General features: G+C 67.8%; 18 protein-coding genes and 2 pseudogenes. 8 read left to right on the forward strand and 12 right to left on the reverse strand.

Features of this window, described 5'->3' with window-relative positions; all coding sequences use genetic code 11:
• Nucleotides 1-10: 10 nt before the first annotated feature.
• Both darG and darT read right to left on the reverse strand, forming a co-directional pair.
• On the reverse strand, nucleotides 11-1,066 hold the full coding sequence (gene darG / locus ACQ260_RS15740; protein ID WP_432560416.1) for a type II toxin-antitoxin system antitoxin DNA ADP-ribosyl glycohydrolase DarG: 1,056 nt from the start codon (nucleotides 1,064-1,066) through the stop codon (nucleotides 11-13).
• A gap of 9 nt (nucleotides 1,067-1,075) precedes the next feature.
• Nucleotides 1,076-1,687 carry a type II toxin-antitoxin system toxin DNA ADP-ribosyl transferase DarT gene (gene darT / locus ACQ260_RS15745; protein ID WP_432560417.1) on the reverse strand — a complete coding sequence of 204 codons (612 nt, stop codon included), beginning with the start codon at nucleotides 1,685-1,687 and terminating at the stop codon, nucleotides 1,076-1,078.
• On the opposite strand from darT, the gene uriT reads away from it, so the two are divergent.
• From uriT to ACQ260_RS15760, 3 genes are all read left to right on the forward strand, one after another.
• Nucleotides 1,583-3,247, forward strand: a complete 1,665-nt coding sequence (gene uriT, locus ACQ260_RS15750) for a uridine transporter UriT (RefSeq protein ID WP_502219710.1) — start codon at nucleotides 1,583-1,585, stop codon at nucleotides 3,245-3,247. The two genes, darT and uriT, sit on opposite strands and share 105 nt — an antisense overlap.
• 2 nt (nucleotides 3,248-3,249) lie before the next feature.
• Complete coding sequence (locus tag ACQ260_RS15755; protein WP_432560419.1) at nucleotides 3,250-4,155, forward strand: ribokinase; 906 nt, start codon at nucleotides 3,250-3,252, stop codon at nucleotides 4,153-4,155.
• A gap of 170 nt (nucleotides 4,156-4,325) precedes the next feature.
• The gene (locus tag ACQ260_RS15760; RefSeq protein ID WP_432560420.1) at nucleotides 4,326-5,300 is read left to right on the forward strand and encodes an alpha/beta hydrolase family protein; all 975 of its coding nucleotides are present in this window, start codon (nucleotides 4,326-4,328) and stop codon (nucleotides 5,298-5,300) included.
• A gap of 56 nt (nucleotides 5,301-5,356) precedes the next feature.
• Here ACQ260_RS15760 and ACQ260_RS15765 read toward each other — a convergent pair whose 3' ends face one another.
• The 5 genes and pseudogenes from ACQ260_RS15765 to ACQ260_RS15785 form a co-directional block, all read right to left on the reverse strand.
• Entirely contained in the window at nucleotides 5,357-5,683 is a 327-nt protein-coding gene (locus ACQ260_RS15765) for a helix-turn-helix transcriptional regulator (protein ID WP_432560421.1), read from the reverse strand.
• A 1-nt stretch (nucleotide 5,684) separates the two neighbouring features.
• Nucleotides 5,685-6,221: a TerC family protein gene (locus ACQ260_RS15770; RefSeq protein WP_432560422.1), complete on the reverse strand. Its 537-nt coding sequence runs from the start codon at nucleotides 6,219-6,221 to the stop codon at nucleotides 5,685-5,687.
• Nucleotides 6,222-6,372: 151 nt separating this feature from the next.
• A pseudogene (locus ACQ260_RS15775) lies at nucleotides 6,373-6,780 on the reverse strand (TerC family protein); the annotation flags it as partial.
• Nucleotides 6,781-6,952: 172 nt separating this feature from the next.
• Nucleotides 6,953-7,450 (reverse strand): DUF427 domain-containing protein, encoded by a 498-nt coding sequence (locus ACQ260_RS15780; RefSeq protein WP_432560423.1) that lies wholly within the window; start codon nucleotides 7,448-7,450, stop codon nucleotides 6,953-6,955.
• 9 nt (nucleotides 7,451-7,459) lie between these two features.
• Nucleotides 7,460-7,882, reverse strand: coding sequence for a hypothetical protein (locus tag ACQ260_RS15785; RefSeq protein WP_432560424.1), 423 nt, complete (start codon nucleotides 7,880-7,882; stop codon nucleotides 7,460-7,462).
• Between the two features lie 216 nt (nucleotides 7,883-8,098).
• On the opposite strand from ACQ260_RS15785, the gene ACQ260_RS15790 reads away from it, so the two are divergent.
• Nucleotides 8,099-8,374 carry a DUF3099 domain-containing protein gene (locus ACQ260_RS15790; protein WP_432560425.1) on the forward strand — a complete coding sequence of 92 codons (276 nt, stop codon included), beginning with the start codon at nucleotides 8,099-8,101 and terminating at the stop codon, nucleotides 8,372-8,374.
• On the opposite strand, the gene ACQ260_RS15795 is transcribed toward ACQ260_RS15790, so the two are convergent.
• Complete coding sequence (locus tag ACQ260_RS15795; RefSeq protein WP_432560426.1) at nucleotides 8,364-9,725, reverse strand: cryptochrome/photolyase family protein; 1,362 nt, start codon at nucleotides 9,723-9,725, stop codon at nucleotides 8,364-8,366. The two genes, ACQ260_RS15790 and ACQ260_RS15795, sit on opposite strands and share 11 nt — an antisense overlap.
• Before the next feature lie 133 nt (nucleotides 9,726-9,858).
• On the opposite strand from ACQ260_RS15795, the gene ACQ260_RS15800 reads away from it, so the two are divergent.
• From ACQ260_RS15800 to ACQ260_RS15815, 4 genes are all read left to right on the forward strand, one after another.
• Entirely contained in the window at nucleotides 9,859-10,701 is an 843-nt protein-coding gene (locus ACQ260_RS15800) for a MerR family transcriptional regulator (RefSeq protein ID WP_432560427.1), read from the forward strand.
• A gap of 319 nt (nucleotides 10,702-11,020) precedes the next feature.
• On the forward strand, nucleotides 11,021-11,743 hold the full coding sequence (locus ACQ260_RS15805; protein WP_432560428.1) for a CPBP family intramembrane glutamic endopeptidase: 723 nt from the start codon (nucleotides 11,021-11,023) through the stop codon (nucleotides 11,741-11,743).
• Nucleotide 11,744: 1 nt separating this feature from the next.
• Nucleotides 11,745-13,139: a tryptophan-rich sensory protein gene (locus tag ACQ260_RS15810; protein WP_432560429.1), complete on the forward strand. Its 1,395-nt coding sequence runs from the start codon at nucleotides 11,745-11,747 to the stop codon at nucleotides 13,137-13,139.
• 40 nt (nucleotides 13,140-13,179) lie between these two features.
• Complete coding sequence (locus tag ACQ260_RS15815; protein WP_432560430.1) at nucleotides 13,180-14,421, forward strand: NAD(P)/FAD-dependent oxidoreductase; 1,242 nt, start codon at nucleotides 13,180-13,182, stop codon at nucleotides 14,419-14,421.
• A 24-nt stretch (nucleotides 14,422-14,445) separates the two neighbouring features.
• Here the strand turns inward: ACQ260_RS15815 and ACQ260_RS15820 are convergent, their stop codons facing one another.
• The 4 genes and pseudogenes from ACQ260_RS15820 to ACQ260_RS15835 all read right to left on the reverse strand — a co-directional run bounded on the left by ACQ260_RS15820 (nucleotide 14,446) and on the right by ACQ260_RS15835 (nucleotide 18,232).
• A complete protein-coding gene (locus ACQ260_RS15820) occupies nucleotides 14,446-14,943 on the reverse strand; it encodes a hypothetical protein (RefSeq protein WP_432560431.1) in 498 nt (165 codons plus the stop codon).
• Nucleotides 14,936-16,563, reverse strand: a pseudogene (gene qcrB, locus ACQ260_RS15825) (cytochrome bc1 complex cytochrome b subunit); the annotation flags it as partial. The pseudogene qcrB and the gene ACQ260_RS15820, both read right to left, overlap by 8 nt.
• Nucleotides 16,564-16,590: 27 nt before the next feature.
• Entirely contained in the window at nucleotides 16,591-16,935 is a 345-nt protein-coding gene (locus ACQ260_RS15830) for an integrase core domain-containing protein (protein WP_432560432.1), read from the reverse strand.
• Complete coding sequence (locus ACQ260_RS15835; RefSeq protein WP_432560436.1) at nucleotides 16,886-18,232, reverse strand: IS30 family transposase; 1,347 nt, start codon at nucleotides 18,230-18,232, stop codon at nucleotides 16,886-16,888. Before ACQ260_RS15835 ends, ACQ260_RS15830 begins: the two co-directional genes overlap by 50 nt.
• Nucleotides 18,233-18,439 lie beyond the last annotated feature (207 nt).

An 18,439-nucleotide genomic window follows, 5' to 3' on the forward strand; every position in this document is an offset into this window, starting at 1 on the left:
TGGTCTGCACCTATGCGGGCTCCACTGCTTTTGCAGACTTCCGCCACGCCTGTTCGATGTGTTCTTGTGTGAACAAGGAAGCCTTGCGACGGCTCCACTTCTGGACACGGTCGTGGACGACTTGGGTATTCCTACGGGCTGCTTCGTCGTGTTCTAGGATCCATCGCACTGTGGCGAGCAGTTCGAGTCCGTAGGTGCTTTCGAAGCCTTCGACAGTCTCGAGTACGTCCTGGATGCGTTGCCGTGTCTCGGGATGGACGGCAATGTATTCGGTGAGCACTTGGTCCATCTCGGGCATCACTCGGATGGGTTCGGCGTCGTTGACGGACGCTGACCCGTCGCCAAACCCGATGATGAAATGACCCTCCATCGCGCGCAATGCTTTCCGAAGGTTGTTTGCGTACGGGCCGTAATGGGCGGGCTGGAAATCCAGCCGAAGAGGTTCGCCGGCCAGCTGGAGGAAGTAGGCGAGTTTCTGGACCTCGATGAGGGTGGGGGGCTCGAGGGTGAGCCGCTCGTATTCACGCATTACACCGAGCATGGCAGCGCGGGCCGGAGTCAGCGCCGGACGTTGTTCACGGTTGGGCTGCGCAGCGGCTTCAGGCGCACTTGAGGGTGCAAACAAGATGATGGTGACGGAGTCCGCCAGGGGCTCGAGAGCTTCCTCTATCCGGGGGCGGACATCGCGCCAGTCCAATCCGCCGTTGCCGCAGCCGAGTGGAGGGACCGCGATGGAGCGAAGGTCGAACTCGCGGATGACTCGGGTGAGATCTGTCAGACCCGCCACGATGTCAGTGAGGCGAGACCGTTCCCGCCAGTGTCGCTTGGTGGGGAAGTTGACGATGAGTCTGGGGCCCGTCGCGGCGTGCGTCTCCCACACATGCACCTTCCCGGGCACGACCTCGCCGCGTCGGCAGGCAGCTTGGTAGGAGCGGAACATCTCAGGCCACGCCTTCTTGAACTGCAGCGCGATGCCCTTGCCCATGACGCCTTGGGTGTTCACGGTGTTCACCAGGGCATCAACATCCTGCGTCAGGAGGTTTCCAGTCCCCGGCTTGATCGGCATGTTCATTCCTCAGAAGTACCAGTCGCGTCTGACAGCGACGGCGGTGTGTGCATCCACGCTAGCCAGAACCGCGTGGACCGCAATAGCTATCTCGTCAGTCTTGGTGACGACCGCGTCGAATAGAGGCCATGGCACATGCGGGTGGACCAGGCACTCGGCTTGGCGACGCTCCTTGCGGTCCGGCTCTTCTGGCGTGCTGTTCCAGTACCTCTGACCCATCAGCGGCCAGTCAACGAAGTCGTCGCGATCGAGGTCAACGTCGTTCGTTGTGAACTTCGCGAAGCTCATGGCTGGATGGCGGTCGGAAACCACCACGGACAGGCCGTGGGTGCGGAGGTTTTGGATGCTGCTGACGAGATAGATAATGCGCTCGGTGTGAGCCGCTTCGGGTCCGAGTTGCCCACTGCTAATCGCGAACAACATCGGACTCCGCGGGGCGAAGTAGAACGGAACGTAGTCACTCAGCGTGCCGCCGGGATGGCATGGCACTACTGTCTTGGAGCGCCGGTCCTTAAGATGCGGATATCCGATTTCGACTCCCGCAATGCTGCGCCTGCGGCATTCGGATTGCGGCAGGAGGCCATCCCGGACGATGTTGAACAGACGCTCGATCCGCGTCATGTGGAGCACGTAAGTGGGAATGGGGCGTGGCACGACGTACATCATGCCTTCGGGGTCGGACAGACTTGGCCTGCGGCGAGCTCAGGGGCGTTTGCCCAACTCACTAAGTCACGGTCGGGTTGCTCATCCTGCAAAGGATTCGCGCTGAGTTGTCACCCTGAGCGACGTTGTGTCCCTCACGTGCGCCACCATTTCCAACTCAATGCGTCCATGCTGTCCCCAGCGCTCGTGTCCATCGAGCGGGAACTCGAGACCACGCCGGCGGCGGTCGGGGTGACCCAGACCGCGTTCTTCACGTCGGCGGCGCTGTTCTCCCTGTTCCTTCCGCGCCTCGGCGACATGGTCGGGCGGCGCCGGGTGCTGTTCGGGATGCTCGCGATCATGGCGATCGGGTGTGTGGTGTCGGCCTTCGCGACCGGGATCCCCATGCTGTTCGTCGGGCGCGTGATCCAAGGCCTGTCCGGACCGACCGTGCCGTTGTGCCTCATCATGCTGCGCCACGAGATCCCGAGCAACAAGCTGTACGCCACCCTGATGGGCGTCGTCACGGCCATCAATGGCGGTGTGGCCGGTGTCGATGCCCTGGCCGGTGGCTGGCTCGCCGCCAACTTCGGCTTCCGGTCGGTGTTCTGGGCGATGGCCGCAGTGGCCGTGGTCGCGGCCCTGCTGGTGCGGTTCCTGACGCCGGAGTCGACCGGGGGCGAGCCTGCACCGATGGATTGGCCGGGCGTGCTGCTGCTGGTGTTGACCGTGGGAGCGGCGCTGATCGCGATCAACGAGGCCGGCAAGCTCGCCGCCGCCAACTGGTGGGTGGTCGGGGTCCTGCTCGTCGTCGCGGCGATCGCCTTCGCCATCTTCTGGCGGATGTCGGGCAGGCGACCGCATCCCCTCATCAGCCCCGCTCAGATGCGGCAGCGCTCCATGTGGGCGCTGCTGCTGACGACCCTGCTGACCATGACCGGCATCTTCGCCATCATGAACGGGCTGGTGCCCGGGATCGCCCAGGACGGGGCGGTCGGCCCCGGGCTCGCGGCGGATGCGGCCGCTTTCTGGACACTGACGCCGTACGCACTGGCCGGGCTGGTCATGGGCCCTGTCGCCGGTCGGCTGGCCGGCTCGATCGGTTATCTGGTGGTGCTGCGCGTCGGCATGATCGGTACGCTGATCGGGGTCATCGTGCTGGCGCTGACCTCGGGGCGCACCACGCCGGTGCTCCTTCTGGTGCTCTCGATCGCCATCGGCGTGACCTATGCAGGGACGGTCAATATTATGCTGAACGGCCTCGGTGTGGTTCTGTCGCCCAGGGAGGCCCCCGGGATGCTGCCCGGTCTCAACGCGGGCGCCTTCAACCTCGGTGCCGGACTGAGTTTCGCGGTGCTGTTCGCCATGCAGACGGCGTTCGCCGCCGAGGGGTCCGCGCGCGGCTATCAGGCGGGCATGTTCACCGGTGGCGCGCTGCTCCTGTTGGCGATGCTGGTGTCCTGGTTGATCCCGCGGCCGCCGGAGGATGCGCCGGACCCGGCGACCGCGGCCGCCGAGGCAACAACGTCCAAGGAGTGACGATGTCGCGAATTGCCGTCGTGGGGTCGATGAACGCCGACCTGACCGTGCGCACCAAACGGTTGCCCCGGCCCGGCGAGACGGTCACCGGGTCGGAACTCGCAATCAACCCCGGCGGCAAGTCCTCCAACCAGGCCGCCATCGCGGCCAGACTCGGTGGCGAGGTCGGCTTGTTGGCGCTCGTGGGCGATGACCCGCACGGAGCCCTGCTCCGCGCGGAGGCCGACAAGGCGGGGGTGGCCCTGCGCTGGGTGGGCACCGAGCCCGGCGTGGCCACGGGTACGGCGATGATCGCGGTCGACGACGACGCGGAGAACTTCATCATCATCTCCCCCGGCGCCAACGCCCGGCTGTCACCGCAGCGGTATGCGGAGGGCGCCGACATCCTCGACGACGCCGCCGTCCTGTGCCTGTGTCTCGAGGTGGACCAGGCCACGGTGCTCGCGGCCGCCCAGGATGCGGCTGCCCGTGGCGTGCGGGTGGTCCTCAATCTGTCCCCCTTCGCCGAGGTCGATCCGGCGCTGCTGGAGGTCACCGACGTGCTGCTGGTCAACGAGCACGAGCTCGCCGACCTGGTGGGCTCCGACGACCTGACCGAAGCACCCCAACGACTCGCGGCCCATGGCATCCAGCAGGCCGTGGTGACCCTCGGGGCCGAGGGAGCGGTCGTGATCACCGACGCAGCGGGGGAGCGGGTGTCCTCGCCGGCCGTCTCGGCCGTCGACACCACCGGCGCCGGCGACGCGTTCACCGGGTCGCTTGCGCTGAGGCTCGCCGAGGGCGACGACCTCCTGACCGCCGCCCGGACGGCCGCCCAGGTCGCGAGCTTCACCACCACCAGACCGGGGGCGCAGCGGTCCTATCCCACGGCCGAGGAGTTCGCGGCGTTCCAGGCCGGGGCGCGGTGATCACGAGCGCAGCGGACCGGCGGGTGAGCAAGCAGGAAGGGCTGTTGCCGCGGCCACCGACTGTGCGAATCTGAGGCATGAGCCATTGGTCGCGCCGCGCAGCCTTGCGGCTCGCAGTGGGGACCAGCGTGGGGCTGGTCGCAGGCTGCTCCACACCCCAGGGCGCGCCAATGCCGAGCCCGCCCGGCGAGAGCGGGCCGAGCACGTCCGTTCCGACAGCCTCCAGCGTCACCGCACGCTCGCCGAGCCCCACCCCATCGCCAACGCTGCCCCCGGTCCGGTACGAGCCGTCCCTGCCCGCGCTCATGCGTCGCCGGTACGCAGCCGCCCCGCCCGAACGACTCCGCACCCTGGCGACGACCCGGGCGTACACCAAACATGCCGTGCACTATCCGAGCGGGGACCTCACGGTCTCCGGAGTCCTCTATGTCCCTCGGGTCGAGGGGCCTTCTCCCGGCATCGTGCTGAACCATGGCTACATCGAGCCCAGCCGTTATGTCACGGGACAGGGAATGGCACCGGAACAGGCGTTTCTCGCCGAGCAGGGGTTCGTGGTGCTCCACACCGACTACCGCGGCCACGCGACATCCTCGCCCGCTCCGCAGGTCGATCGCGAGCTGCGCTTGGGGTACGCCGAGGACGCCCTCCATGCCGCCGCGGCGTTGAAGGCGATGCCCGAAGTCGATGCGGACCGCGTCGCCATGTTCGGGCGTTCGATGGGCGGCGGAGTGACGCTGAACGCTCTGGTCATCGCGCCGGAGCAGGTCCGCGCCGCGGTGATCTGGGCGTCGGTGAGCTCGGCCTTCGTGGACAACGTGCGCCACTTCACCGCGCGCTCCCGGCCGGAAGCCGTCGCGGAACTCGAACGGAGGTTCGGACCGCTGAGTGACGACAACAGCTTCTATGCCGACCTGTCGTCGCGCACGTTCTTCGATCGCGTCGCCGTGCCGGTGCTGATCGAACACGGCACGGCCGACTCGACGTGTCCGATCGAATGGTCGCGCCGCAGCCATGCATTGCTGCAGGCCGCGAACGTGGATGCGCGCCTCATCGAGCGCGACGGCGAGGAGCACGCCTACGGACGGCTGTGGTCCCGGGCCATGGCCGAGACCCATGCTTTCCTCCGTCAGCACCTCGGCGACTGACGTCCGGGTCTGCAGGTCTACCGTGCAGACCCGGACGTGCCGGGAGCCTGCCGGCGCTAAGGCCGGCGTTCCCCGCCCGCGATGGGTGGGTCCAGCGCAAAGATGGACAGCAACTCGTCCACCTCATGGCCGGCGATCGCGGGGTGCCGGAACGGGCGATGCCGGGCCACCGAGTAGTGGTTTCGGCGACCCACCCGGTCCCGGGTGAGATAACCGGCTTTCTCGAGGTCATCGAGGATGGTCAGGGTTGCCCGTGTCGTGATCCCGACCTGACCGGCGATGTCGCTGACCAGGGCGTCCGGGGACCGCGCCACGGCCAGCAGGACGTGACCGTGATTCGTGAGGAAGGTCCACGGCGGCCGGGTCACCGGGGTGCGCCCCACGTCAGATCTGCCTTTCCGCATCGGTGCCCTTGCCGGACACGGTCCCGGTTCCTGCCTTGGCGAGGGGACCGTGACCACGTCCCCACAGGGGTTCGAGGGCTGCGTCCTCGGCCGCGGTCGCCACGTGGAAGGGCGGCTCGGACGCGCTCTCCAGGGGCCGGCGACCCTGCCCACGGGTGGCGTGCAGGCTGGCCACGATCGACACGGTGATGATAGTGGCCACCACTGCCAGGGAGATGGGCGTCGGAACGTACAGGATGTCGATCTTCAGCAGCATCTTGATCCCCACCCAGATGAGCACCAGAGCGAGGCCGATCTTCAGATAGATGAAGCGGTGGATGAGATCGGCGAGCAGGAAGTACATCGCCCGCAGCCCAAGGATCGCGAAGGCATTGGCGGTGAACACGAGGAACACCTCGTCGGTGACGGCGAAGATCGCGGGGATCGAGTCGACGGCGAAGACGATGTCGGTGAATTCGATCAGGACCAGCACCGCCAGCAGGGGCGTGGCCAGGACGACCCCGCCTTTGCGGACCACCAGCTTCTTTGCGGACCACCAGCTTCTGGCCGTGGAAAGCGTTCGTCATCGGCACCACGCGCCGAAAGATGCGCAGGACGGCCGACTCGTTGGGATCAAGATGCGTGTTGCGCTCCTTGATCATGCGCCACCCCGTCCAGAGCAGGAAGGCGGCAAAAACATAGAGGATCCACGCGAAATTCTCGATGAGCACCGCACCGGCGGCGATGAAGATGCCGCGAAAAACCAAGGCTCCCAGGACGCCCAGGAACAGCACCCGATGCTGAAACTCGCGGGGCACGCCGAAGAAGCTGAAGATGATGGCCCAGACAAAGAGGTTGTCGACGGCCAGCGACTTCTCGATCAGATAGCCGGCGAAGTACTGCTGTCCGAATCCCGCCCCCCAGGCGGTCCAGACGATGACTCCGAACAGCACGCCGAAGGCCACCCAGATCGCTGACCAGACAGCGGCTTCTCGCACGCCGATGACGTGGGCCCGGCGGTGGGCGAAGAGGTCAACCGCGAGCATGAGGATGATGAATGCCAGCAATGCGGCCCAGACCCAGAACGGAACACCCATGACGGACACCTTTCGATTCCGATGATCGAAGGTCTCTTCCGGCCCGATCGGGCCCGCCCAGCCGGACCCCTCCCTCAGGGCCGTAATGACGACAGGACGCCTCTGGAGTACTCCCCTTGCGAGAACAAGTGAAGCAGACTTCACCTATCGACGCAAGCAAGAAAAGACACGTTCACCAACCCAAGCTGCCCGGGACTCCCTTGAAAGGTCCGGCCACCGACTCGGTGATCCAGCCACCGTAGAAGCGGCCGGGTTGGGGCCGGACCAGCTCGTCGCCGACGTAGCACGCGTCCACGGCGTGTGCGTACAGCGCGATGTGCTCCGCGATGCGCTCAAAGCCGGGCGAGGGCTCGGGATAGGTCCACGCGGCCCGGTCGGCAGTCCGGCCGCCGCCATGGAGATCGAAATAGCGGGCGGCGCCCTTCCATTCGCAGAAGGACGACCCGTCGGCCGGGGTGATCGCCTGCTCGACGAACGCAGTGCCCGGCAGATAGTAGGTGGGCGGATGGCTGGTTTCCAGCACCTGCCAGGCCCCCGGCGCGTCACAGATGGTCTGGCCACCGAGCACCACGCGGATGCGCTGGTTGCACCACCGCAGCGCAGGGGGACGCGGATAGTCCCACACCGACTCCTGCCCGGGAGCGACGGAATCCCGCCGAGGATGAGGCATTGGAGCAGTCTACGTCTCGGTGGGGAGGTCCGGACCGGCGTCGTCGCCCCCAGCGTTCGCGGCCGGGAGCGTGTGGCGATAGGTCCACGACGTAAGAGCTGTGCCGAGCATGCCCAGCAGGACGCCGATGAAGATGTGCTGGGCAGTGATCCCCGCCTCGCCCAGTGCGTACTGCATGCCTGCACCCACCGCGACCAGCACCGCCAGTGCGACGTTCACCCGGCCGGCCGAGCGTCGGAGGACGACATACACGCCCGCTGCCAGCACGCACACGGCGACCGTGACCGCCGCGCCCACGCGATGGTGCGCCCGATAGCCGGTGTCACCACCGAGGAAGGCGGCCGCCCAGCCCGCCTGCGCGACCAGGCAGCTGAGCACGATCGTCGCGGCGGTTCGCAGCGCGATCAGATGGGGATGCGGCAAGCGGAGCATGCGCCACACTGTGCCAGCCCGAGCTGCCGCCCCGACGGCACCCGCCGAAAATACGTCGTCACCGATGCAACCCGAAGCACCCTTTCCGCCGAATAGCCCACAGAGGCAGGGCGGGTTCCCCCGGCAAGGCGCCCGCCCTGCCAGCACACAACCAGGGACGGGGACTCAATGAGTGATTGGCGGGCAGAACAGCGTGAAGCTCGGGCAGGTGTTCCGTTGATCACCACCGCCGCGCCCGGGCGGTCCCGGGATCTTGCTCGCCGCCAGCGCAACTATCTGGTGGCGATGACGCTGCGCATGGTCTGCTTCGTCGGCATGATCCTCGTGCCCGGTGCCTTGGGCATCGTGCTCCTCGTGGCGGCCCTGGTGCTGCCCGCAGTGGCCGTCCTGTTCGCCAACTCGATCGACCGACGCCGACACGATCCCGGGCGCATCGAGCGCGGCGAGCCCGGTGAGCACATGGCGCTGACCGCCGGCTCCATCAGCGCGTGAGTTGATACCGGGCCAAGGCCTCCTTGCGCTCCTCGGCGTGATCAACAATCCGTTCCGAATAGCCGCGGGCGTACCCCTGCTCGTTCTTCCACGGTTCATGCGCCGACCTTCCCTCGAGGTGGCGGAGTTCGGGAATCCACCGGCGCACATACGCGCCCTCCGGATCGAACTTGGGTCCTTGCAGCATGGGGTTGAAGATGCGGAAGTACGGCGCGGCATCGGTCCCCGTGCCCGCCACCCACTGCCAGCCGTGGTTGTTTGAGGCCAGATCGCCGTCGACGAGGTGCTGCAGGAAATGCCGCGCCCCGACCGGCCACCACACATGCAGGTGCTTGCAGAGGAAGCTGGCGGTGATCATCCGCACGCGGTTGTGCATCCACCCGCTGCCCAACAGCTGGCGCATCCCGGCGTCGACGATCGGATAACCGGTGCGGCCGTTCTTCCACGCCTGGATCAGGTCCTCGGGCTCGTCGTACGGCATCTGCGCGAGCGCGGGATTCAGGTCCTGCCAGAGGCTGTCCGGATTGTGGTGCAGGACGTCGGCATAGAACTCACGCCACGCGAGCTCGTTGGTGAAGATCGCGGGGCCTTTGCCCGGGTGGTCGGCGAGGTCGTGCAGAAGCGTGCGCGGGTGGACGACGCCGAGCTTCAGGTACGGCGAGAGTCGCGAGGTGGCCGACAGATCGGGGCGATTGCGGTCCTCGGCGTACGCCTCGAGGTCATCGGCCAGGAACGTCCGCCACCTGTGCAGCGCCGCGTCCTCGCCCGCCGGAGGGAGATCCGGAAGCCCTGGGGCAGTGGCTGCCGCAGTGAGTCGCTCCCAAGCTTCGGGATCCGACTCCAGTTCGAGGAGTGCGAGGTCCGCGGGCTTTTCAGCGGGGGGGCGCCATCCGTGATTCCGCCAGGCCTTGGCAAAGGGTGAGAACACCCGGTGGGCCCCACCCTCACCGTTGCGCACCCGACCCGGCGTCACGGCGTACGGCGATCCAGTCTCCTCCCAGGCCACCCCCAACTCGCCGAGCCGGTCGCGGACCCGGCGGTCCCGGACGCTGCCATCCGGCTCGGTCTCGGTGGAGACATGCACGGATCGGGCCCCGATTTCCGCCGCGACCGCCGGGACCACCTCGGCCGGATCGCCCAGACGGACGCACAGCTTCCCCTCGTACGCCGCAGCGGTCGCTTCCAGGGTTCGGGCGATCCACGCCTGCCGGACCGGCCCGGCCGGATCGAAGATCGAGGGGTCAAGCACGAACAGCACCGCGACCGGGCCGTTGTCCGCGGCGGCGACGAGGGCCGGGTGATCGGCTCGGCGGAGGTCTCGGCGAAGCCACAGGATGCTGTTCGAGGTCATGACAGGACGCTAGCGGGCCACAACCCGGCAGCCGGCGACCGTTGCCGGATTATGCAGAGTTTGTCTAAGCTCTGGCTGCTCCCGGTGCGGCCAGCGCGCAGAGGGCTTTCGGACGGCCGCATCGGAGGACCGCGTGTACACCGTGAAGCAGGCTGCCGCCCTGACCGGCATCTCGGAGTACAACCTGCGGGCCTGGGAGCGCCGCTATGGCGTCGTGCAGCCGATGCGATCCCACGGCGGATATCGGCTCTATTCCGACACGGACGTTGCCCGGTTGCGGCGCATGACCGCGCTGATGAATCGTGGCGTGCCGGCATCCAAGGCTGCCGCCGCGGTCCTCGAGCAGTCCCCGTCGCCGGAGACGCCGCCGGCGACGGGCAGCGATCTCGTCGAGGCGGCGGCCAGCCTTCGCCCCCGGCACCTGGCCGACCAGCTGGCGGAGGCATTCGCCACCGGACCGTTCGAGACGGTCATCGACCACTGGCTGATGCCCGAACTGGCCAGGCTCGGCGAGGCCTGGGAGCGCGGGCAGTTGACGGCCGCCCACGAGCACTTTGCGGCCGGGGGCGTGATGCGTGTCCTCGCGGCCCACTTCGACCGTGCGCAGCCGGAGCCCGACAGCCCGCTGGTGCTCGTCGGTCTGCCGAGCGGCCAACGCCACGAGATCCCGCTGCTCGCGCTCTCGGCCTGCCTGCGCCTGCGCGGCGTCGAAGTCGCCTACCTGGGCGCGGACGTCCCCGCCGACGACTGGTCGACCGCCGCCCAGGAACGGTTGCCGCGCGGAGCGGTGCTCGGCGTCCACGTCGGTGCCGCGCCAGCCGCGCAGGCGGTCACGAACCGGCTGGCTGCGCTGGCTCTCCCCGTTTGGGTCGGCGGGAGTGAGGGCGACCAGGTCGCCGGAGCGGTGCGGCTGCCCTCGCCCATCGGCCACGCTGCCGCGGAGCTCGCGTCACAGTTGCGCTCGGGTGCCGTCTGAGCCGCCGTCCCGACATCGGGCGCCCCTTGTCGAAGAGCATCGGAAAGGGTTGTTGGCCTGAGAACTGGGTCAGAACGAATTGAGCGCACAGCTGAATGCGGCCCGATTTCACATCCACCAGGCCGACCTTCGCCGTGCGCCATTGCGCACAACCAACACGGCACCCCTGCGTGTCCAAGGCGGCGGGCGCTACGGTGGTTGCCGATGGCCCCTCGGTCTTGTTCAAGTTTTGTCTAGGCCTGGGGTGGGACGCGACAGTCAGGGAGGCCTTGTGGAACCTGCGACTCGACCCGCGCCAGAAAGTGGCGGTCGCGGAATCGTGAAGCCCGTCGTCGGCGAGCTGCGAGCGTTCTTCCGGGCGTCGTTGATCAGCCCGGTGGAGCGTAAGCGCACGGAAACACCGGCGCTCCGCCTGCGCCGACGGATCGTGGTCGGAGTCACCCTCGCGCTGGGAGCCGTCGCCCTCGGGCTGGCATTGTCCGTGCGGCCGGGTGATCCGCTCTTCTATCCGGCGACTCTGGGCGTTGCCGCGCTGTGGGTCGTGGGATCGCTGGCCTCGGGACCGTTGCGGTTGGGCCGGGGCCGGACGAGGGAGGGCGGAGTCAGCCGTGGAGTGCTGCAGGGGTTCATCCTGGGGCTCATCCTCCTCAGCCTGTTTCTCGCCGGCGCCTTGGTCATCGCCCAGATCCCGGTGCTGCGGGCGCCGGTCGAAGGGCTGCTCGACCATGCTCGGTTCGGCTCCCTGTGGCTGGTCGCGCTGATCACGGCGGTCAGTGGCCTGGCTGAGGAGTTGTTCTTCCGGGGAGCCGTGTACGCCGCGCTGCCCCCGCGTATGAATGCCCTGGGGTCCACGGCGCTCTATGCCGCCTCCACCCTGTTCTCCGGCGTGCCGCTGCTGACGTTCGCCGCCGTCTGCCTGGGTCTGTTGACAGCTGCCCAGCGTCGCGTGACCGGCGGTGTGCTCGGCCCGATGGCGTCCCACCTCACGTGGTCGCTCGGAATGCTGTTCCTGTTGCCACCGATCTTCGCCCTGGGAGGCTGAGATGAGTCCACGAACGGTTCTGGTCACTGGTGCCACCGGTTATGTTGGCGGCCAGCTCGTCCCGGCGCTCCTGTCAGCGGGTTGGCACGTTCGGGTGCTGGCGCGCACGCCCGCGCGTTTGCCTCAGGATTGGCGAGACGAGGTCGAGGTCGTCCAGGGCGATGCCACGAAGCGTGAGGATCTTGAACGCGCTCTCGGCGGGACCACGGCGGCGTACTATCTCCTGCATTCCATGGACGCCCAGGGCGGTTTCCGCGAACGCGACCGCGAGTTGGCCGAGAAGTTCGCCACCGTTGCGCGCGAGCAGAATGTCTCGCGCATCGTCTATCTCAGCGGGCTGCACCCGGACGGTGACCTGTCGGATCATCTGGCCTCGCGGGTGGAGGTCGGTCGCATCCTGCTCGACTCGGGTGTGCCCACGGCAGTCCTGCAGGCAGGCATCGTCCTCGGTGACGGATCGGCGTCCTTCGACATGCTGCGGCACCTCAGCGAGCGACTGCCGGCCGCGATCGGGCCGAAGTGGCTGCGCAATCGCATCCAGCCGATCGCCATCGATGACGTGGTGCACTATCTGGTTGCCGCGGCGGATCTCGACCCGTCGGTGAACCGGACCATCGACATCGGCATGGACGAAGTGCTGACCTACAGCGACATGATGCGCCGTTATGCGCGCGTCACAGGTCTGAAGCCCCGCCTCGTCGGCACCGTGCCCGTGCTGACACCCGGGTTGGCCTCCCACTGGGTCGGACTCGTGACCCCGGTGAGCAAGCACATCGCCCGGCCGCTGGTCGGCAGCCTCATCCACGATGCCGTCAAGCATGAGAACGACGCCGCCGAACTGCTCGGGGACCCTCCGGGCGGCACATTGGGCTTCGAGGCGGCCGTCGCGCGCGCCACGGCTCACCTCGACCCGGGGCGTTGGGGTCGCACCCTGACCCGCATCGGCGCCGCCGTGGCGGCCTGCGCCGCTGTCGGATCGGTGCTGACGAAGCCGAACGGTGAGTGGTACGCCCAGTTGCGCAAGCCGTCCTGGCAACCGCCGGCCGCTGCTTTCCCGCTCGTCTGGACGACGCTGTATGTCCTCATCACAGTTGCCGCGACGGCCACGAGTGCGGACCTGGAGGAGTCCGGAGCGGCCGACGACGCGGCCGCCTTCCGGCGGGCCCTGTGGGTGAACCTGGTGCTGAACGCGGGGTGGAGCGGCTTGTTCTTCCGGGTGCACAACCTGCCGCTCGCGACCGTCGGTGCGGCTGCCCTGGCGGCGTCGTCCGCCGACCTCACGCGCCGCGGCGCGAAGGCCGGGCCGGGCAAGGCACTGGCGTTCGGGGCGTACGCCGGCTGGTGCACGTTCGCGACTGCCTTGTCCGGGACCATCGCCAGGCTCAATCGGCGGTGAGGCCGCGATCAGTCCACTCCTGTTGGTGGAGAGGTGACTCATGGATGCTGATGTGATCGTGATCGGTGCCGGCCTCGCCGGGCTGAACGCGGCCCGCGAGTTGACCCGCCGCGGAGTGCGTACGGTCGTTCTGGAGGCCGCCGACGACATCGGCGGGCGGGTGCGCACCGACGTGATCGACGGTTACCGGGTGGACCGAGGCTTCCAGGTCCTCAATCCCGCGTATCCCGCGCTGCGCGACGCGGTGGATGTCGATCGCCTGGCGATCTCCCCGTTCGGGCGCGGTGTCGTCGTGCGGCGGGGACCTGATCTGAGAACGGTGACCGACCCCTCCCGGGCACCCTGGCGGTCAGCCGGGCTGCTGCGTCTCGTCAGCCGCGATCCCCGCGGCGCGGCCGGCCTGGCCGCGTGGGTGACGCCCGCGTTACGGGGGCGCGACGCGCTGGCCCAGACGTCGGACACCACCCTGTCCGCGTCGCTCGACGCTGTGGGTGCCCGCGGCCCCTTGCGCGAGCAGGTCCTCGAGCCGTTCCTGAGCGGGGTGCTCGGCGACGGCACCGGAGCGTCGTCGGCCGCCTTCGCGCGCTGGTTGGTGCGTTGGTTCGCCCTGGGTACGCCCGGATTGCCCGCTCAGGGCATGGCGGCGCTGCCGGCCCTGCTGCGGCAGCAGACCGACGCCGAGATCCGGTTGGGCATCCGGGTGACCGGCGTCAGCCGCGAGGTGGGCGGCTGGCGCGTCGATGCGGAGGGGGAGTCCTTCGCGTCGCGTGGCGTCGTGGTTGCGACCGACCCGCGGACCACCTCGTCGCTGTGCCGGCTCGCCGTCGCGCCGATGCGGGGCCTGGCCACCTGGTGGTTCGCGCCGGATGAGCCGCCCACGGAGTCGATACACCTGCATGTGGACGGTCGGCGGGAGGGGCCGGTGGTGAACACGCTGGTGATCAGCAACGTGCAGCCGTCGTACGCGCCCGCGGGGCGTCATCTGGTGCAGGCGTCGACGCTGCTGGCCGGTGAGGCGCCGCGGGAGGAGGACGTACGCCGTCACGTCGGCTCCATCTACGGCTGCTCGGCTGATCGGTGGCCGGTGCTGGCGGTGCATCACCTGCCGCATGCCCTGGCCACGATCGAGCCCGGTAGGGCGTTCGCCCCGTCCTATGCAGAAGGCGACCTCATCGTCGCGGGCGACCTTTCCGATGCTTCGATCCAAGGCGCGCTCGACAGCGGCAGCGCCGCTGGCCGACGACTGGCCGGGGACTTGACGACACCGGCCGATCGACGGTGACACTCCAGAGCGGGGCAGCAGGGCTTACGAGACCTGAACGCCGAGCTGGATCGTGGCAACCCGTCCCTGGCGGGAGTCGAAGGACAGCCGCAGGCCGGATGCACCGGTTCGATAGGAACTCAGCCAGACCGTGGAACGGTTGACGGCCTCGATGAGGGGCTCAAGCTGATCGAGGTTGACCCGGACGCGCAGCGTCGTGCCATCGGCGAAGTGGATGTGCGCCCGATTCGCGTCGCTTGAATCCGGTGCGGGTGCGACCCTGCGGACGGGCGCGCGACCCGCCACGAGCATGTCCAAGCGACGGTGTAGCTCCTCCGACTTCTTGAGCCGGTTCCTCCGGTGTTCCTCGTCGACGACCTTGAAGCGGGTCGAAAGCTCGGACAGATCGTCGGGAGCGAACGTGGGGGCGCGGCCCGGACCGCTGACGGGTCGCCGTCGGGGTTGGCGCCCACCGAACAGGACAATGACGACCAGGACCGCGCTCACCGCCATCATCGTCAGCATCAGGGCCCCGTCAACCATGGTGGTCACCTTTCCGGTCGTGCGCGTCCGGCCCGTCATTCCGGTCGGGACCGTCCCCACCGGACGTGCGGCGTGACGTGGTCACGCTGCCCGTCAGTTCGGGGGTGTGGTGGTCGGTGTGGTTGCGGGCTTGGTCGATGTCGGTGCGGGTGGGTTTGGGGATGTTGTGGCCGAAGAACCAGCGGTGGAAGCGGGCGCGGCGTTTGCTGATGCCGTTTTTGGTGGTGAGGCCGGCGGTGTCGTGGTCGGGGGTGGGCTCGATCGGGACGATGTCGCTGCGGTGGGTGAGGGCGTAGGCCTCGCCGTCGGAGATGGGGGCGTGGTCTTCGTAGTAGGCGCCCTCGGCGGAGCGTTCCATCAGTCCGGATTCCGAGCCGTGGAGCAGGCGTTCGTGGCGGGCGCGTTGGATGCCCAGGCAGATCCGTTTGGTAATGATGAACGCGATGACCGGGAGCACGAAGACCGCGACCCGCATGAAGTAGGTGACCGCGTTGAGCGAGACCTGGAAGCGGACGGCGATGATGTCGTTGCCGCCGGCGATCAGGAACAGCAGGTAGCAGGTGATCGCGGCGACACCGAACGCGGTCCGGTTCGGGTTTTGCCAGGGGTAGTCCAGGATGTGGTGTTCGCGCTTGTCCTTGGTGATCCATTGTTCGAAGAACGGCCACAGGGCCATCGAGGTGAACAACAGTCCGAGCAGGCCGAGACCGGGAATGAAGATGTTCCACGACCAGGTGGTGCCCAGGATGTGGGTTTCCCAGCCGGGCATGATCCGGACCGCGCCCTCGGCGGGGCCCATGTACCAGTCGGGTTGTGGGAGCCGGCGGTGACCTGGGCGGGGTTGTAGGGGCCGATGGTCCACACCGGGTTGATCTGGGCGAACGCGCCCATCAGGGTGATCACGCCGGCCACGATGAAGAAGAAGCCGGCCTGCTTGGCCATGTAGACCGGATAGACCGGGTAGCCGACCACGTTGCGTTCGGTGCGTCCGGGGCCGGGGAACTGGGTGTGCTTGTGATAGACCACCAGCCCGATGTGGGCGGCGATCAGCCCGAGCAACAGCCCTGGCAACAGCAGGATGTGGACCATGTAGAGCCGGGCGATGATCAACTCGCCGGGGAACTCCCCGGCGAAGACGAAGAACTCGGCCCAGGTGCCCACGATCGGCACCGAGCGGATCATGCCGTCGGCGAAGCGAAGCCCGGTGCCCGAGAGCAGGTCATCGGGCAGGGAATAGCCGGCGAAGCCTTCGACCATGCCCATCGACAACAGCCCGACGCCGAGCAGCCAGTTGATCTCCCGGGGCTTGCGGAACGCGCCGGTGAAGAACGTGCGCAGCATGTGCACGAACATCGCGGCGATGAACAGGTGCGCGGCCCAGTGGTGCATCTGGCGGATCAACAGCCCGCCGCGGATGTCGAAGGAGATGTCGAGGGTGGAGGCGAACGCCTCCGACATCTGCAGTCCGCGCAGCAGCTGGTAGCTGCCCTCGTACTCGATCTCGGCCATCGAGGGCTTGAACCACAGGGTCAGGACCACCCCGGTGATCAACAAGATGATGAACGAGAACAGCGCGATCTCACCCAACAGGAACGACCAATGATCCGGAAACACGTTCTGTGGTTCCCCCGAAATCGTAGAGGTTTGTTATGCGGCGTCCGGTTTGGAGGCCGTGGTGGTTTCGTACTGGATGGGGCTGACCAGGCCGATCGTGGAGTGGCGTCGGTCGTGGTTGTAGAACCCGTAGCACCAGTCGAGCACGACCGCGCGGGCCTGGGTGCGGGTGGCGAAGGGATGGCGGGATAGGACTTCCCATTCCAGCGATGAGAAGAACGCTTCGGCGACACTGTTGTCAAAGCACGATCCCACGCGCCCCATGGACTGGCGGATCCCCAGCTCGCCGCAGAGCTGGGTGAACCGTTTCGCGGTGTAGGTGGCGAGTTCAACCGGTCGATGCAACACCGGTTTGTTGAAGGGAGCGTAGCTGTTCATCGAAGACCTCGGCCGGGGTTTTCCAGCCGAGGGTCTTGCGGGGTCGGTTGTTGAGTGCGAGCGCGACGGCTTCGAGGTCATCGGCGCTCCAGCGGGACAGGTCGGTGCCCTTGGGGAAGTACTGTCGCAGCAGGCCGTTGGTGTTCTCGTTCGTGGGCCGTTGCCACGGTGAGTGTGGGTCAGCGAAGAAGACCTTCGTGCCGGTCTCGAGCGCGAACTCGGCGTGTGCGGAGAGCTCCTTGCCGCGGTCCCAGGTGAGGGTCTTGCGTAGCTGTTCGGGCAGGCGGGTCATGGATGCGGTCAGGGCGGCGTTCATCGCGATTGCGCCGTAACCGCCGAGCGCGGGTCCGTTTTTCACGACCGGCTGTTCGCCCCAGCCGTCCAGCCGGGGCAGGTGCACCAGCAGCGTGGAACGGCTGGACCGCTCGATGAGCGTTCCGATCGCGGACCGGCCGGTGCCGATGATCAGATCACCTTCCCAGTGCCCGGGCACGGCCCGGTCGGCGGCCTCGGCGGGCCGCTCGGAGAGCACGACATCGGCAGTCACGTGTCCTTGCGGCTTGTTCCGCGACCGCTCCCGCGGCTGGCGCAGCGCCCGGCCGGTCCGCAGGCACGCGACCAGCTCCCGCTTGAGCGCGCCACGGCCCTGGATGAACAGCGATTGATAGATCGCCTCATGGCTGATGCGCATGGACTCATCATTGGGGAAGTCGATCCTCAATCGGTGGGAGATCTGCTCAGGGCTCCATGCAGTCGCCCACCGCCGATCCTGCCGGTGCGGCTTGTTCAAGCCCTTCCACGCAGGCGGCTCGGGCCCAACGACCGTGCCGTCGGGCCGGTGGACGTTGCCCGAGAGACGTTCTTGCACGTACTCGCGCAACCTGTCGTTGGTCACGAGCTTGGCGGTCTTGGGGCGCTTCGCAGCCTGTTGCGCCTTCCACTGCGCTACCAGGGCCCGGTAGTCGGGCTTCCCGCCCCTGGTGGCGGCGTTGCGGCGCAGCTCGCGCGATACCGTGCCGGGATCCCGCCCGATCGCGCGGGCGATCTCGCGCACGCCCTTGTCCTGTGCCCTCAGGATCGCGATCTCCTCCCGTTCGGCGAACGACAGGTAGCGGCCCGAGGGTTCGTCCAGGCTCAGCGGTGGCATCCCGCCAGCGTGACGGAACCACCGCGCGCCGACCGGCCACGACACACCCACGGCCTCCGACGCCTCGACCGTCGTGACACCGGTCGCAATCAACCGCCAGAACTCGCGCTGCACCGCCCGCGACGGCTCCGGCCGCCCCGGCGACCGCATCGCCGGCCGCAACGCCCGATCCGCCGCCCACTGCCGCCGTGCACCAGCCGGCAACTCCGGCCACGGCTTCCTCGAACTCGCCACCAAGCACCTCCACGATCAGGTGTTGCGACGACCAGTTGAATCCGCCGGTGCTGCCACGGTCGGTATGGAAGATCACCCGCTCGGACTCCTTTTCGCGCCACAGCGCAGCCTTTCCGCCGCGGG

It is taken from the genome of Ammonicoccus luteus (assembly GCF_050880385.1).
GTDB lineage: Bacteria > Actinomycetota > Actinomycetes > Propionibacteriales > Propionibacteriaceae > Enemella.